Consider the following 15,202-nt stretch of genomic DNA (forward strand, 5'->3'; position numbering starts at 1 on the left):
AGTATAGTTTTTCACAATCAATTACCCTTGATAAACCTCTGGTTTTAATACGCCGATATACGGCAAATTTCGATAACGCTCTGCAAAATCTAATCCATACCCAACAACGAACTCATCAGGTACTATAAACCCGGCCAAATCAGGTGTTAAATCTACTTTACGACCTTCTGGTTTATCTAACAATGTTACAACCTTAACAGATTTTGCTTTACGATAATGAAACAATTCAACTAAATAGTTTAATGTTAGTCCACTATCGATAATATCTTCAACAATTAGTACGTCTCTTCCTTCTACGGATGTATTTAAATCTTTTATGATTTTAACCTCGCCTGATGAAACCATTTCATTTCCATAACTAGAAACGTCCATAAAATCCACCTCTAAGTGGATGTCCATTCTTTTAATAAGGTCGCTCATAAAAGGCATTGCTCCTTTTAATACACCAACCACTAGAGGAAAACTTTCACTATATTCTTTAGATAAATTAGCACCTAATTCTCTAACTTTCGTTTGAATTTCCTCTTCAGATATCAATACCTCTTTAATCTCATCTTTCATCATGACTAAAAAATAACCCCCTAAAATAAATGTAAAATAAAAACATTTCACCAAGTTCCCAATGCTGTAGTAGCCTTAAGTTTTCTTACCAGTATACCTTTTGGCCTTCATAAAGAGTAATAAGGATAACCCCATAGCAATGCTTTTATCATTCAACTTAGTATGTAAACTTATATAACTTCAATTACCTTCTTTATAATATACCAAAAGAAATTTCTTTGTCTCGCTAGAAATAGTTGCGATAGTGGACCTCTTTAAACCTGGTACCCAAACAATCTCACCATTACCATCTACCAAAATTGGCCAATCATCTCTTTTTTCTCGTTCAACTTTATTATCAATAAATAGGCTTTTCAATTTTTTAGTTCCTTTTAGCCCTTTATATGAGAGACGATCACCCTTTTTACGTGTACGTATCGTTAGAGGAAGGGTTAACTTTTCCAAATCACATACTATGGCATTTTCATTAAGGTTAACATTAGGGAGAGCTTCAAGCACTTCTCCAATTATATTACCCTTTTTCACTGTAACAATCCCTGGTATCGGGAAATCAAATTGATAACTAGTAGTCTGTGTTATTCGGTTGAAAGTAAACGTGCATTCGTCATAAGATTTCTTTATGGTTAACCCTTTTGGAAATTGTATTTGTCCAGAAGGGTGAGAATTTTTCAAGAAAGATAAAAACTCCTCAATATGTATAGTGGTAATTTCAGGCATGTTTGTTTTATAAAGATAATCTAATATTAGTTGAAAGCCTCTTCTTTGTAAAGGGACAGCAATATGATTGAAAGTAGTTATAGAAAGTACTAGCTCCTTGTCCCTTGTTCGGATGAATGCTTTACGGATTTCTGTTTCAGCAAGTTCTTCTAATAATATTTGATCCTCTAACATTAACTCACTTTGCTGTTGAAATCTAAGATGTACCGATGGGTTTTCTTCTTTTAATATAGGTAATACTTTATTTCTTATCCTATTTCTTAAGTATTTTGATGATAGGTTACTTTGATCAAGACGTGAAGCAAGGTTCTGGGTTTCACAATAAGTATTAATTTCATCTTTACAAACACATAAAAACGGCCTAATAATTTCACCAGTGGAAAACCGTCTTCTTACAGGTATACCAGCTAAACCGGCTCCATATGCACCTCGTACTTGCCTCATGAGAATAGTCTCTACTTGATCATCACCGTGGTGTGCTAAAGCAAGCTTATCTGCAGCATGCTTCATCATAACCTCTTGAAAGAAACGGTATCGACACTCTCGTGCAGCGACTTGAGTACTAACATTGTGCGTACGTTGATATGATAAAACGTCTATGTTTGCACCCTCAAAAGCAATACCACTTTCAGCACAAAATTGCTGAACGAACATATAATCCAACTCCGCCTCTTCTTTACGGAGCATATGGTTTACATGAGCTGCAACTAAGGTAAGGTTATAACTATGCTCCTGTTCTTTTAAGAAATGAAGGAGAGCAATAGAATCTGGGCCCCCAGAAACTCCAACGATAACGATCTCGCCATTAAGTAGTAGCGAATGTTTCTTTATGAAACGATTAACGATTTGCCTCATAACGGTAACTATTCCCCTTCCCTAATGAAAATACAGATAAGGCAAATACTACGCCTGCTGCTATCGCTCCTGCTTGTAACATCGTCTCAATCCCTAATTGCAAACCACCTAAATAATCCCCTTCAACAAATGCTAACATTGTATAATACGCTCTACTTCCGGGTACTAATGGTATAATCCCTGGAATTGTAAACGCGGTAGCCGGAATCCGAAATTTTTTTGCAAGAAAGTGGGCTAGTGTCGCCGCAGTAATAGAAGCAATACTTGTTGCGAATATAGCGGTAACACCATACTCTGGAAGTGTACGAGAAATACCAAAGGCAAGCATCCCAATAAATCCACCTACTAAAAGTGATTTTCTAGGAACACTAAAAATAATTCCAAAGGAAACAGTAGCAAAAAAACAAACAATCAATTCTATTATCATTTTATACACCTAGCTTTTACAGAAATAATGTTATTGCCAAGGCAATACCCGTGGCAATAGATAAGGATGTGATGGTTGCTTCAGCTCCGCGACTAACCCCAGCAACAAGATCTCCACTCATTAAATCTCTTACCGCGTTAGTTAATGGAACTCCAGGGACTAAAGGCATTAACGTACCAATAATTATTTGATTTAAGTTGGTACCAAGTCCAAAGTAAACGAGACCAATCGCCACGGTTCCACCCATAAAAGCAGCTATAAACTCAGCAAAGAACTTCACCTTTAAATATCTTTCAACCTCGATCAGACATACGCTTGCCGTTATCCCAGCAATAAAAGCAGGAAGGGAGTCTTTGATACCACCACCAAATAAATAGGAAAATCCCCCCCCTGCAATTCCAGAAGCTATATGTATAAGCCAAATTGGATATGCAAGCCTTGCACTTGCGATATTTTTAAGCTCTAAATAGGCTTGTTCAGTAGTTAGGTTACCAGTAACAAATTCACGAGAAACTTGATTGACAAGTGATACCTTGTTTAAATCATAATTCCTGTCATCAATACGAATCATCTGCATAATGTCGCCTCGCCCATCTTCTTCAAAAGAGAGAAAAATACCTGTTGTTGTAACAAAGCTATGTACATTTTTTAAATTAGCAGCATTAGCCATTCGCTCTAATGTTTCTTCTACACGATATGTCTCTGCCCCGTATGTAAGCATTATTTCACCCGCAAGCAAACACACGTCCATCATTTGATCAGCCTTGCCCATTCCAATCCTCCCTTATTTAAGAAAATGTAGAATTGTTATGTAATGATTAAACACCCTACGCCACTAAGAAAAGCGCAAGCGCCTTGGTCACGAGCGAAAGTCACTGGAAGGCCTTTGACAGAAGCCGCTCTTTGGCTTCCGAAAAGGACTGAAGTGACCGAGCTCGTAGGCGCTGAAGCTAGACAGTTTCCAAGTTAGAAATTTATTAATTCTGATACTGTAAGAAAAGCGCAAGCGCCTTGGTCACGAGCGAAAGTCACTGGAAGGCCTTTGACAGAAGCCGCTCTTTGGCTTCCGAAAAGGACTGAAGTGACCGAGCTCGTAGGCTGCTTGCGCTAGACAGTCTCCGAGTTAGAAATTTTATGCTTTCTTACCTTGTTAAAAAAACAATTCTACATCATTTGTCCAAATAAGTATAGGATATATGCTAATAGAAGGAAAGAGGCAAATAAAAATGTTTCGATAAGTCCATTTGATTTTTCTCCCCTTGAGTCTTTGTTTGTAGTTGTTGGTTTTTTAGGTTGTTTCATCGAGGACTTGGTAAAAGATGACTTACTTTTACTAATTGCACTAATAACATCTTTTTTCATTAGCTGCGCATTGCTGTATTTACCCTGTAATGCGTTTAAAAGAACAAAATCATACTGCTTTAAAGTAGATTGCTTTTCAATTTTTTCCTTCAGCTGCTTCAAGCCTTCGCCGTTTTTTTCAAAACGCTTAGGGTAACATATATTGATGATGATCATAGCGACACTAAAGAGATCATACGTAATCTCAGCTCTACGTGTTCCTAAACCCCAGTAACCACGATCAAAAAACTCCGTATACTCCTTAATTGATCGCCCTAATAATGTTGTGCCACCTACATCAATCCAACGCACTCGCGCTGGAGGTCCGATAACAATTAAATTATCAGGCTTTAAATCACCAAACACCCAACCTGCTTGATGTAAACGATCTAAATCACCAAGAAGTTGTACAATAAGAATTCCAACCCACTCGCTTCCTTTCCCTTGCATAAAAGGGATAAGTCCTTGTCCCTTTAAATATTCCATGGCATAAAAAGGAAAGGTCCCTTCTTGAGTTACCCAGTCATCGACATCGATTAAAGAAGGCCCAAGGATTTGCCCTTGGACCTTGGAAAAATGCTTGAGGACATTTACCTCTGAAGTAATTGCCATACTGTTTAAACCTATTTTCAAAGCGACCAACCCTTTTGGCGACTCTGCTAAGTAAACAGAACCTGTCGCTCCGTTACCAAGCTCTTTTACTATTTTGTAAGGCTGCTTGTGCCATTTCCCTAAAATTTTTGTATTAGGAGATAAATTACATACCTGACTCTTCTTGATACTCATCAGAAATCAGACTCCTTCTACTTTTTCTTGGAAACATGGAGATAGCTTCTTGTAATGCCGGACCTGTAGGTGTAATACCACCTAGAGATAGCTTATGGAATACACCAGTTAGAGATTCAATTTTCGGTGTCCAACCGACTAATTTGTCAACAGCTTTTCGTTTCCCCGGAAATGAATACAATGAAAAACGATTTGTACCTACTCTCGAATTGAGACTAATCGATAGATCAGTTAGAGCTTCTTGAACCATTACTAGTTTATTTTTCATACTAGCACTAGTGTCAACTAATATTAACAGCTCTAAGTCCATTGTTTCACCTAGTTCATCAACGACTTCCATAACCTGTCCTCTTTTTTCCGGTGGCAGATCTTCTATTTCTTGGTTTTGCCCTAGTATTTGGGTAAGCTCTCTATTAACAACCCCGTGAATAGTTTGTGTCATAGCTTTTCTTGTCACCATTTGAACAGTCTTTGCTAACTGCTTTGCATAAACAATTTGACTAATTCCACCACCACTCATAGCTATTGATTTAATTTCTTCTATACCTTGTTCACTGATTTGGTCATCTTCAACTACACCAATAACATTAACAGTTATTCCTTCCTCTTTAGCCAAGGCCGCAATAGCAATTGGATCTTCCCCTTGATTTGAGCACCCATCGGTTAATAATAGTATTTGCTTTAACGTTCCTTTTCCCATAAGCTGTTTCCCCTCCATTTTTACGAATGTTACCATCATTCACTTTTTTAGGAGGGAATATACTTTAATATTCAGAATTTAAGTATTAAATGGTATCTTACAAACTTTAACAACGATTCACCCACCTTCTCATCTTATTCTGGAGTGGCTTTAAAAGCCTACAGTGCTTTCTTCTTTCTATTTAATCCAACTGTCTGATACATAGGTATTGTCGCCCACCTCGGTAAATTTCTTTTCACATTCGCTACAACAACAGTCATATCATCATCTATTTTATTATCCCCTGTACGAATTACTTGTTCAATTATTAAATCAGCGACTTCTTGTGGTTCTGTTGCTTTAATTTCTTTTATGATACGCTTCATCCAAGCTTCACTATTCTCAACATGCTTTGGACCATCAAAAATTCCATCACTCATCATAATTAACAAATCTCCAGCCTTTAATTGCTCACTGACAACATCGACATCAAATTCATTTATAATTCCCATTGGTAGATTACTAGCTTCTACCATAAAAACTTTATCTCCCCTTTTTATAAAACTAGGAGTAGAGCCGATTTTCAGGAATTTTGCAGAAGCATCTTGCAAATCAATCATCGCTAAATCCAATGTAGAGAAAATTTCATCGGTAGAACGTAAAGATAGAACTGAGTTCACAGACTTAATAGCCACTGTTTCTTCTATGCCAGACTGTAATATATTTTGAAGAAGCTGCAATGTTTCATTACTTTCTAAATGAGCTCTCTCACCATTTCCCATTCCGTCACTTATTGCAACGGCATATTTACCAGCCCCAATCTCCATCGTTGAGTAACTATCACCAGAAATCCATGCACCACCTTTAGCAACTGTAGCAATACCAGTCTCCACAACAAATTGTTTAGCAGAACCGAATGATACATTCGTATAACCGTTAGGGTAGTAGTTTATATCAACTTTCTTTACTACGATCGTTTCTTCTAAAATATGAGACAACATCGGGGCAACGATTTTTTCACATTCCCCATGTTCATTTGTAGGTACACTAATTTCAATATCTACATTCCCCTCATCAAGTTGGAATATCTCTACATGTCCAATATCTACCCCTGCATCACGAAGCGCATCTAGTATTTGCTCCTCTTGAATTTGAAGATTTTCCCTTTCTTTTTGTATTTCTTTCGCAAAATCGCCCATTACCTTTGAAACTCCTAAAAGTTGGTCTGCAACAAGTTTTCTACTTTCTAGTAACTGCCTTTTTAATTTTTTTCCTGCTTGATACTGATTTAATTCATGTTGAATCACATGAATTACTTTCTCCGCCTTCAAACAATATCTTTCCCAATCAGCTTTTAACCGTTTATTTACTTGGTGGTCGTTTTCGTAACTAAGCATAATTTCTTGCATATGATTATACGTTTTATCAAAATTTTTCGTCCAACACTGCTCCTTTCGAAAACACATTTGACATGTTTTTTCCGTAACGTTACTTAAAAAGTAGTCAACTTCTCGCTCTGGGTCTTCCTCATCAGTATCTACTTGGACGTTAGAAAAACTATTTGATAATGTTTGAAATAGGGTTGAGAATTGTTCAACCTTTCCAGCTGTTACATCTCTAAATTTCCGTAAATATTGTTGTTGCTCCTTCCAATATTCTGCAGTACCTGGAATATACTTAGAAATTCTCATAATTAAATTTCGTGGGGTTATTATAAATATAAGTATAGCTACTAGTGATTCCATTACGGTTAATGTAATGGTTCCACTCCCGTCTCCATATAAGCCTATTAATAGTGTTCCAACTAAGAGTCCAATACCAACGCCTATTTTTTTCCCATCTTTTAATAGGCCACCTAACAAACCTGAGAATGCTAATAAACTCATTTGGTAAAGACTTGCAACACTCGCTAAACTTAAAATTAGCCCTGTTACCACTCCAACTGTTGAACCGATAGCAGCTCCACCGACAAAAGCAAAAATTAACACTAAGTATCTAGCTAATATATTTTCAGCTGCCATACCGTAAAAAATCCAACCGATCGTACCTGTCATAACTGAAGCAAGTAAAATAATTAAACAAATGATTTCTTCATTTTTCAAAGAATGTTTGCGCTTTCTCTCTGTAATAATTGGAACACTTTGAATAAAAATCATCGTCAGAATAAAACTTAGACCACCCTCAACAACCGATACTAACCAAACATAATTTGTAATTGTTCCTTCTAAAACATACGCAAGCAACGTTTTCGAAATAAAAATAGCAGCAAAGACTAAAAATGGTAATAACCTTGACTTGTTGTCATATAATCTATTAAATAAGCGATATAAAAATAAAAAAGTTAAAATAGAAACAAAAGCATAACCACCATTAATAGGATCAATCGTGATTGCACCGGCTATTAAAGCTAACATAGCAATAGTAGCCTTTTCACGTTTTAATAGAAAGATTGCTGCAAAAAACGGCAAGATAAAAGGTAGCATTTCTGATAAAATGATTGCCCGTCCAAGTAAAAATCCAATAATGAAAATTAAAAATCCCCATTTATAGAAGATAAGTGAAAATAGTTTGCCAAATCGATCCGTCTCACTTTCCTTTAGGTAGTTATCCCCATTCATTGAATTTGACAGTACCGTTCCTCTCATTGGTTCAACTGCTTTCAGTACTTTTCGAAACACTTATATCCACCACCCGTTTTTTTATCGTGTTTCTATTATAAGCAGATCTTTCATTCAATTTTTGTCAAAACAACAGAGCTTGTCTAAAAAAGTGTTCGACTCGTTTCTAGTAAGCTAGTCAAAAAAACACTCAAAGATTGCACAATAATTTTAGTATATGTAAAAGCATCTCGAATTGTACTACAAAACCAATTCGAAAAGGCGAAATTTGGAAAAAGGTTTTCGTGCGACGAGTAACCGCAGGAGCAATTGGTTTTCGTGCGACGAGTAACCGCAGGAGCAAAGCTGCGTGAAGTTAATCGACGAAGGATCTCATGCAGTGATTGAAGTTAGTTGCTTGTCTGAAGTGACGAAGCTCGTAGGCGCCTGGAGATAGACAGTTTTTAAGCAAAGAAATTTTATTCTTTCTTAGCTTAAAACTAAAACACCCTTCTTTCCGAAGGGTGTTTTATTATATATTAAAGATATTTATTATGTTCAATTGTCAAATGCAGCAAGTTAGCCTCGTCTAGCACCTCGACCTCCACGTTTTGATTCTGTGTTACGCTTTAAAGAAGTAAGTCTTTCCTCACTATCTTTTAAAAAGCGATTCATTTTATCCTCAAAAGAAAGGGATGGACGAGCTTGGTTATTCCTATTGCCATTATTACGAGATCCATATTGTTTGTTTCCTGGTCTTTCTTGATCACGATCACGTGGCGGCCTTTTTTGAGGTCTTGGTTGCTCTTCTTGTGGACGCTCCTTAGCCTTTCTTATTGAAAGTCCAATTTTACCGTCCTTTTCAACTGCAATAACTTTAACCTCAACTTCGTCACCAACTTTTAATATTTCATTGATGTCTTTAACATAATTATCCGCTACCTCACTAATGTGAACAAGCCCAGTAATACCACCTGGCAGCTCAATAAATGCTCCAAAATGGGTGATACCTGTTACCTTCCCTTGTAACTTGCTGCCTACTTCGATTGACATGAAAAAAATGCTCCTCCTTAAAAACATAATTATAATACTATCTAATTATACATGATAAAAAAAACAAGTGTCAATCAGCAGTAATAGTTGGGAGTTTAAAGATAATCTCTCCTGGTTTGGTTAAGAAATAATCTCTTCTAGCAATTTCTGCAATGTACTCAAGACTATTTAAATTTTCTATTTCGTCTATGAGATCTCTCTCCACTAACTGTAACTGAACTAGTTCATTCTCTAGATATTGTTTTTTCTCTATTTTCTGACTAAGAACAGTATGTTGTGATTGTAGAGTTATTACTGTAGCTACCATTACAGTCGCAACAAATAAACCTAAGGCACTAAGGCGACGAACAAGTCCTTTATTACTTATTGACTTCTGCTCTATTTTCTTATCATGCTGTTCATTGTAATGAGAGTTGAGCTCTCTTACATTCCTTTGTTGTGCGCTATTCATCCTCATCACCCTTTTACGACTCTTATATTATAAACTTACTCTTTTTTATTAAGCCGTTGTTTTATATAGTTCTTTATTTTGCTTAAAAATCCTAGTTTACTTTTATATTTTTTGATTTTTTCCTTCGGCAAAAGCCTCCAAATTCCTTTACCAATCCAAATGAAAGGTGTATAAATGACTTTTAAAAGGAAAAATATGACTGATATTGTAAAACTTATTATCATCATACACAGCTTGTATAAAAGTTTCAACAACTCTTTCGTAGGATTTATAATAAGCATAAATAAAGCAGCTTTACAAAATTTATAGGTTTTAATAATTGTTGAGATAAGTGCTTCTAGAATCTTTAGATATATACTAAATAAAAGAGCTCGATAGCAGGAATAACCACACAACAGAGCAAGCAAAATATAAAATCTCATTTCCCCTTCATTTACTTGCAATAAAATATAAAATACAATAAGCCCTTGTAAAACCCAAAACAAACTATCATTAATGACTGTAATCCATTTTTTCCACTTACGACCTCTAATTAAGCGGCTATAGGTGTCGATAGCCATACCTAGCCATCCACCCATAGCCACCATAATAAGCATGGTTTGCAGTTGAACTGTTAGACTCACTTGAATAACTTCCCAAAGAAGCCTTTGGCCTTATCATTCTGTTGCTGATCTAAATATACAAGGTCGTAAATTTTTCCTTCAATAGAAACAATACCTTGATCTACATCTAGGTTTTTCATGTGAAGATTGTGCCCTCGAATTGCTAAAAAGCCTAATTCTGTTTCCATTAAGAACTCTTCGTTATCAAAGCTTTCCACTTGCTTTACTCCTGTAATATCTAAGTGTTTTCTCCCCCGCATAGTAATATTATGTTCTTTCATCTTTTTATCTCTCCCCATTGGAGTGCCGAATTCATACTGATCCATACTAAATTCCTCCTCGTATCCTCTATTTACGCTTATATTTATGTAAACGAGTTAAAGAATAGAACAAGCCTTTTTTCAAAGCGGTGTTTTGTAAAAAGTGTAACCGTAGAAGCAGGTTTTGTGTGACGAGTAACCGTGCATAAAGGCAATCAGAGATGTATTTCATATAGTTATTAAAGCAGTTGCTTGACTGAAATGACTGACCTAGTAGCATTTCTCTCTATACTAATATTTAGAAAAAGGAGTGACCGAGGTCATCTCCTTTTTCTAAAATTGATTTTCTGTTGTATGAACTGGTTCCTCTTTTAATATCGTGTACATAGTCGCTGCTTCATCTTTTTTAGATGTTTCCTTAATATCATCAATTCTAACAGTTACCATCTTTTGACCGAAGCGTACTTTTAATTCATCTCCAATTTTCACCGTTGAACTTGCTTTTGCAACTTGCCCATTTATCGAAATTCTTCCTTGATCAGAAACCTCTTTCGCTAGAGTTCTACGCTTGATTAAGCGTGACACTTTCAAAAATTTATCTAACCTCAATTTTATCCCCCCAAATTAACTAGATTACAGTTGATTTAAACATTTTTTTGATGCTAGCAACCAAATTACATCTTTTTCGCTTCTTCCCATATGGCATCTAAATACGCCAAGTCCACTTCAGCGAAGGTTAGCCCACGTTCTTGTAGTGTTTTTTCAATATAAGCAAATCTGTTAAAAAATTTCTCGTTTGTTGAGTGGAGCGCTAACTCAGGATCGATCTGATAATATCGAGCCAAGTTAACAAAAGCAAACAATACGTCACCGAACTCTTTTCTTGTTTTTTCTGAATTATTTTGCTTTGTTTCAATCATAAATTCAGCAATTTCTTCTTGAACCTTCATCCAAATCGGGGCTACTTCATCCCAATCAAAGCCAACTTTTGCTGCTTTTTTTTGAAGATTACTTGCCCGCGATAAGGCAGGCATACTTTTAGGAACTCCTGATAAAAACGATTGATCACTTTGGCCACTTGTTTCTTTTTCCTGTCGCTTAATTTCATCCCACTTCTTAATAACTTCTTCTGAATCAGATAAATTTCCTTCTTCGAAAACATGTGGATGTCTTCTAATCATTTTTTCTGTGAGAGAAGAAATAACATCGTCTACCGAAAACATTCCTTCATCTTCACCAATTTGAGCGTGCAGCATAACCTGCAAGAGAACATCACCTAGTTCTTCTGCTAAATGATCCTCATCCTCTTCATCAATAGCATCAAGAACTTCATATGCTTCTTCTAATAAATATTTTTTCAAAGAGGTATGAGTCTGCTTTTTATCCCAAGGACATCCGTTAGGGCCTCTTAGGTGAGCAATTACTTCTCTTAGTTTCTCAAAATCACGATAAAGAATTGTTTCGTCTTTAACCGGTGGTACATAAACGGCTGTTAAGTTATTTAAAATAGCTACACGATCTAACTCATATAGTGGTACCTTTTTGATCTCTTCTTGGCTACTCCCTGCTGCAGTGACGATCGTAACTTCATATTCATCAGGTAATAGATCCATTAAAGTTAATTTCACTTCACTTGCAATAAACGCATCGTAGACTTGGCAAATGATTATATGATGTCTTACTTGTATTTCCGCTTTTAAAAGCGCCGTCCCATCAACAATTTGACAGCCTTCAATAGGGTCAATTTGTAGGGCTTGAAACATATTATCTAGAAAGCTTTGCCCACCAACTATCTCTAAAGTAATATTGTGTTCTTTTGATTGTTGTACTAGTAACTGTACAGTACTTTCAGCAACAAAAGGGTGACCAGGAACACCATAAACAATATCCTTTTCTTTTGCTTTTTTTATTAGTTGGGATGTGATTTCTTGATAAACATCTTTAAATTGGTCATTATTTTCATATACGTGGTCAAAGGATTGATAAGTAAATCCTTCAGCTTCAAGTTGTTCGACAACTGGGTGTTCTTTCGTTCGGAGATACACATTTTCAGACTTCATTAACGTATGGTATATACCTAAAGGCATTTGATTAAGGTCTCCAGCCCCTAAACCTAAAATAACAATTTTCCCCATTACCTTGCTCCTTCCAGATGTGTATTAAGTTTATAAGATAACATTTCTATTGAATTTAACAACATAAGCCTGATGAACATTTTAATAACAATAACCTAGTTATGTACTATTTTTTGACTGCATAAACGCTGCAAGCTTTCTAATTTTCGGTATATGTTCTAACTCATCTTCTGAAAATAGCTTATTTATAATCATCAATATTAATAATATAAAAACTCCAATGGTTACACTACTTATAGCAATAAATGCATTACCAATTCGACTATAGACTAAATCATTAAAAATAATTAAACTACTTTGCTTCCATATAAAAGTAACTAACCCCATTACCACCAAAGAAAGGATTGTCTTAATTCCCCTTGGATAGTGTATCGTCGGCAAAACATTGTTCTTTCGTAACACATAGAAATTTAAACTTGCACAGATAGCACATGAGATTACCGTAGCCATGGCTGCACCCAATGTACCGTGTACAGGAATTAACCAAAGATTAAGTATTAATTTAACGAGTAAACCAACTATTACATGAACAACAGTAACATAAACTTTGTTTAACCCGTGTAAAATAGCTGATGTAGTTAGAAAAATAGATGTAAAAAATATCGCCATACCCATAGTACCAAGCACAACAGAATCTTTATCGTCTTTAAAAAGCATCACATTAGTAGGATCTATAATGACTGCAAGACCTATTGAGGCCGCTGCACCTATGAGAAAGCTAATACGAAAGGCAAGGCCACTATACTTTTTGACTAAATCTTGTTTTCCCTCTAAATTTACTTTCGCAATAAGCGGCACGATTATTAAAGAGAAAGACGTTGTAATTACTGTACCCATCTGCACAAGAGGTTGTCCACGATCAAAGACTCCTTTAGATACCTTTGCAACTTCTAAAGCTACCCCATTTTCGAGTAAAATTCTTAATACAGTGATTGAATCAATAAGTTGAAAAATAATCAATAAAAGACTACTCAGACATACCATAATCCCTTGTATAAAAATGATTTTTACTATGTCCATACTTATTCGTTTGTTGTGTAGAGGTGGATCAGTTTTTTTATATTTTTGATAATAAAATAAAAGGACAAAAAAACCAATAAAACCTCCAATAACTGAAGCTATTGCCGCTCCCGTTCCCGCAGCATAGGGTCCATAACCATTTATGATAAAAATATAGGTAACAAATAAAATGGCACATACTCGAGAGAATTGTTCGCTAACTTGAGAAACAGCTGTTGGCAACATTTCCTCCTGACCTTGAAAAAAACCTCGCAATACAGAAAGAAAAGGGATGATAAAAAAGATAAACGAAACGGCTCTTAAAGGGGTTTCTAAATTTTCATCGCCCATAAATTTAGCTAACGTTGGAGTAGTAAAATAAATAAGGATAAAGCCTAAAAAGCTGAATGTTAGTAAGCTCCAAAAAGCACTCTTAATAATTGTATGACGCTCATTTTTTCTTTCTAAAATCAACCTAGAAATAATGATCGGAAATCCATATGTAGATAAAGCAACCGCAACTCCATAGATAGGATAAATTTGTTGATAAACATAAAACCCTACATCTCCAACGATGTTTTGAAATGGTACCCGATAAATCGCACTTAAGATTTTTATCACGACCGCCGCGAGGGACAAATACAATGCACCCTTCCATAGCTTCTTTCCTTTATTCAATTCGCTTTGCATTTTATTCCACCTAAACCTTTCACAAAACTCTTGCTATTATAGCATACCGTTTCAACTCCAAGTATTTCTAATGTTTTATCAAATGAGCCAATTCCATAATCATACTCTTTCAATCACACCAGTCCATACCGAAGCATTTCAATTTAACTAAATATAGTTAATGCTCTCCAAATTTGTATGATGGAACCAGCAGGAAAAAATTTATTGATATATTTTTAGGGAAATAGAAAAAGAAGGGTCAATAACCCTTCTAATGGCTCTTATATTTATTACTTTTATTGTTCCATTTGTCTTGCTAAAAATCCAGCTGCTGTTTCAGACAATTTTTGTTCAACGTCACCCATTGTTCGATCATTTTTTGATAACATAACTACAGCACCAATTGGATCACCGTTTGCTACAATAGGGGCAACTACATATGATGTAATCTCTTCGGTAGAATCCCCTACAATGTTATATTCACCCTGGCTTGTTTGAACGATAGACTGTCTGTCATTCATAGCAGTCTCAACAATTTCACCAATATTTTTGTTAGAGTAATCTTTCTTTGAACCGCCCGCAACAGCTATATATGTATCGCGATCAGCTATAAGAACGACATGATTCAAACTTTCAAAAAGCGCTTCCGCATATTCTTTGGCAAAGTCACCTAACTCAGAAATTGGGGAGTACTTCTTTAGGATCACTTCTCCGTCTCTATCGACAAAAATTTCTAATGGATCGCCTTCACGAATTCTTAGCGTTCGGCGTATCTCTTTTGGGATTACTACACGACCTAAATCATCAATTCGACGTACAATTCCAGTAGCTTTCATTTCTGATGATGCCTCACTTTCTTTGTTGTAGTTACTTGATGTTAAGGAATCAATTTCTTTAGCTTAGAACTAAGAAATTAATACTTAATTCTTAGTCTTATTATCCTTCTTTAAGTAAGAACTATTCACCATTTCTTCAATTATTTGCTTAATTGTAATAACTGGCTTTTACCATTTTTATCACGGCAAGCTTAGTTTTTCTTTTTTAGTGAACATTATTCAAAAAGGCATCGT

General features: G+C 35.6%; 16 protein-coding genes. 1 reads left to right on the forward strand and 15 read right to left on the reverse strand.

Features of this window, described 5'->3' with window-relative positions; all coding sequences use genetic code 11:
- Positions 1-21: 21 nt before the first annotated feature.
- The 4 genes from hpt to BKP37_RS03300 all read right to left on the reverse strand — a co-directional run bounded on the left by hpt (position 22) and on the right by BKP37_RS03300 (position 3,332).
- Positions 22-561 (reverse strand): hypoxanthine phosphoribosyltransferase, encoded by a 540-nt coding sequence (gene hpt / locus BKP37_RS03285; RefSeq protein ID WP_211271421.1) that lies wholly within the window; start codon positions 559-561, stop codon positions 22-24.
- Positions 562-741: 180 nt separating this feature from the next.
- Positions 742-2,133, reverse strand: coding sequence for a tRNA lysidine(34) synthetase TilS (gene tilS, locus BKP37_RS03290; RefSeq protein WP_071308257.1), 1,392 nt, complete (start codon positions 2,131-2,133; stop codon positions 742-744).
- Positions 2,117-2,560, reverse strand: coding sequence for a threonine/serine exporter family protein (locus tag BKP37_RS03295; RefSeq protein WP_071308258.1), 444 nt, complete (start codon positions 2,558-2,560; stop codon positions 2,117-2,119). The genes tilS and BKP37_RS03295 overlap by 17 nt, the downstream gene beginning before the upstream one ends.
- A gap of 16 nt (positions 2,561-2,576) precedes the next feature.
- The gene (locus tag BKP37_RS03300) at positions 2,577-3,332 is read right to left on the reverse strand and encodes a threonine/serine exporter family protein (RefSeq protein ID WP_071308259.1); all 756 of its coding nucleotides are present in this window, start codon (positions 3,330-3,332) and stop codon (positions 2,577-2,579) included.
- Positions 3,333-3,374: 42 nt separating this feature from the next.
- Here BKP37_RS03300 and BKP37_RS19880 point away from each other — a divergent pair, with 42 nt between their 5' ends.
- Positions 3,375-3,530: a hypothetical protein gene (locus BKP37_RS19880; RefSeq protein ID WP_169823072.1), complete on the forward strand. Its 156-nt coding sequence runs from the start codon at positions 3,375-3,377 to the stop codon at positions 3,528-3,530.
- Positions 3,531-3,724: 194 nt separating this feature from the next.
- Here BKP37_RS19880 and BKP37_RS03305 read toward each other — a convergent pair whose 3' ends face one another.
- The 11 genes from BKP37_RS03305 to spoVT form a co-directional block, all read right to left on the reverse strand.
- Positions 3,725-4,687 carry a protein kinase domain-containing protein gene (locus BKP37_RS03305; protein ID WP_071308260.1) on the reverse strand — a complete coding sequence of 321 codons (963 nt, stop codon included), beginning with the start codon at positions 4,685-4,687 and terminating at the stop codon, positions 3,725-3,727.
- The gene (locus BKP37_RS03310; RefSeq protein WP_071308261.1) at positions 4,659-5,387 is read right to left on the reverse strand and encodes a VWA domain-containing protein; all 729 of its coding nucleotides are present in this window, start codon (positions 5,385-5,387) and stop codon (positions 4,659-4,661) included. Before BKP37_RS03310 ends, BKP37_RS03305 begins: the two co-directional genes overlap by 29 nt.
- A gap of 158 nt (positions 5,388-5,545) precedes the next feature.
- Positions 5,546-7,984 carry a stage II sporulation protein E gene (gene spoIIE / locus BKP37_RS03315; RefSeq protein ID WP_245712440.1) on the reverse strand — a complete coding sequence of 813 codons (2,439 nt, stop codon included), beginning with the start codon at positions 7,982-7,984 and terminating at the stop codon, positions 5,546-5,548.
- Between the two features lie 558 nt (positions 7,985-8,542).
- Entirely contained in the window at positions 8,543-9,016 is a 474-nt protein-coding gene (locus tag BKP37_RS03320) for a S1 domain-containing RNA-binding protein (protein WP_071308263.1), read from the reverse strand.
- 70 nt (positions 9,017-9,086) lie between these two features.
- Positions 9,087-9,467, reverse strand: coding sequence for an FtsB family cell division protein (locus BKP37_RS03325; protein ID WP_071308264.1), 381 nt, complete (start codon positions 9,465-9,467; stop codon positions 9,087-9,089).
- A gap of 35 nt (positions 9,468-9,502) precedes the next feature.
- Positions 9,503-10,090, reverse strand: coding sequence for a spore cortex biosynthesis protein YabQ (gene yabQ / locus BKP37_RS03330; RefSeq protein ID WP_071308265.1), 588 nt, complete (start codon positions 10,088-10,090; stop codon positions 9,503-9,505).
- Positions 10,087-10,395 (reverse strand): sporulation protein YabP, encoded by a 309-nt coding sequence (gene yabP / locus BKP37_RS03335; RefSeq protein ID WP_071308266.1) that lies wholly within the window; start codon positions 10,393-10,395, stop codon positions 10,087-10,089. Before yabP ends, yabQ begins: the two co-directional genes overlap by 4 nt.
- A gap of 267 nt (positions 10,396-10,662) precedes the next feature.
- Entirely contained in the window at positions 10,663-10,938 is a 276-nt protein-coding gene (locus BKP37_RS03340) for an RNA-binding S4 domain-containing protein (RefSeq protein WP_071308267.1), read from the reverse strand.
- A 65-nt stretch (positions 10,939-11,003) separates the two neighbouring features.
- A complete protein-coding gene (yabN, locus tag BKP37_RS03345) occupies positions 11,004-12,464 on the reverse strand; it encodes a bifunctional methyltransferase/pyrophosphohydrolase YabN (protein ID WP_071308268.1) in 1,461 nt (486 codons plus the stop codon).
- A 99-nt stretch (positions 12,465-12,563) separates the two neighbouring features.
- The gene (locus BKP37_RS03350) at positions 12,564-14,153 is read right to left on the reverse strand and encodes a putative polysaccharide biosynthesis protein (RefSeq protein ID WP_071308269.1); all 1,590 of its coding nucleotides are present in this window, start codon (positions 14,151-14,153) and stop codon (positions 12,564-12,566) included.
- Between the two features lie 275 nt (positions 14,154-14,428).
- Positions 14,429-14,968: a stage V sporulation protein T gene (gene spoVT / locus BKP37_RS03355; protein WP_071308270.1), complete on the reverse strand. Its 540-nt coding sequence runs from the start codon at positions 14,966-14,968 to the stop codon at positions 14,429-14,431.
- Positions 14,969-15,202 lie beyond the last annotated feature (234 nt).

Origin of the sequence: Anaerobacillus alkalilacustris (assembly GCF_001866005.1) — a bacterium.
GTDB classification, from domain to species: domain Bacteria; phylum Bacillota; class Bacilli; order Bacillales; family Anaerobacillaceae; genus Anaerobacillus; species Anaerobacillus alkalilacustris.

Excerpts from the sequence above, each read along its gene's own strand:
- hpt (WP_211271421.1), bottom strand. The coding sequence starts at position 561 with ATGAAAGATGAGATTAAAGAGGTATTGATATCTGAAGAGGAAATTCAA.
- tilS (WP_071308257.1), bottom strand. The coding sequence starts at position 2,133 with ATGAGGCAAATCGTTAATCGTTTCATAAAGAAACATTCGCTACTACTT.
- BKP37_RS03295 (WP_071308258.1), bottom strand. The coding sequence starts at position 2,560 with ATGATAATAGAATTGATTGTTTGTTTTTTTGCTACTGTTTCCTTTGGA.
- BKP37_RS03300 (WP_071308259.1), bottom strand. The coding sequence starts at position 3,332 with ATGGGCAAGGCTGATCAAATGATGGACGTGTGTTTGCTTGCGGGTGAA.
- BKP37_RS19880 (WP_169823072.1), top strand. The coding sequence starts at position 3,375 with ATGATTAAACACCCTACGCCACTAAGAAAAGCGCAAGCGCCTTGGTCA.
- BKP37_RS03305 (WP_071308260.1), bottom strand. The coding sequence starts at position 4,687 with ATGAGTATCAAGAAGAGTCAGGTATGTAATTTATCTCCTAATACAAAA.
- BKP37_RS03310 (WP_071308261.1), bottom strand. The coding sequence starts at position 5,387 with ATGGGAAAAGGAACGTTAAAGCAAATACTATTATTAACCGATGGGTGC.
- spoIIE (WP_245712440.1), bottom strand. The coding sequence starts at position 7,984 with ATGAATGGGGATAACTACCTAAAGGAAAGTGAGACGGATCGATTTGGC.
- BKP37_RS03320 (WP_071308263.1), bottom strand. The coding sequence starts at position 9,016 with ATGTCAATCGAAGTAGGCAGCAAGTTACAAGGGAAGGTAACAGGTATC.
- BKP37_RS03325 (WP_071308264.1), bottom strand. The coding sequence starts at position 9,467 with ATGAATAGCGCACAACAAAGGAATGTAAGAGAGCTCAACTCTCATTAC.
- yabP (WP_071308266.1), bottom strand. The coding sequence starts at position 10,395 with ATGGATCAGTATGAATTCGGCACTCCAATGGGGAGAGATAAAAAGATG.
- yabN (WP_071308268.1), bottom strand. The coding sequence starts at position 12,464 with ATGGGGAAAATTGTTATTTTAGGTTTAGGGGCTGGAGACCTTAATCAA.
- BKP37_RS03350 (WP_071308269.1), bottom strand. The coding sequence starts at position 14,153 with ATGCAAAGCGAATTGAATAAAGGAAAGAAGCTATGGAAGGGTGCATTG.
- spoVT (WP_071308270.1), bottom strand. The coding sequence starts at position 14,968 with ATGAAAGCTACTGGAATTGTACGTCGAATTGATGATTTAGGTCGTGTA.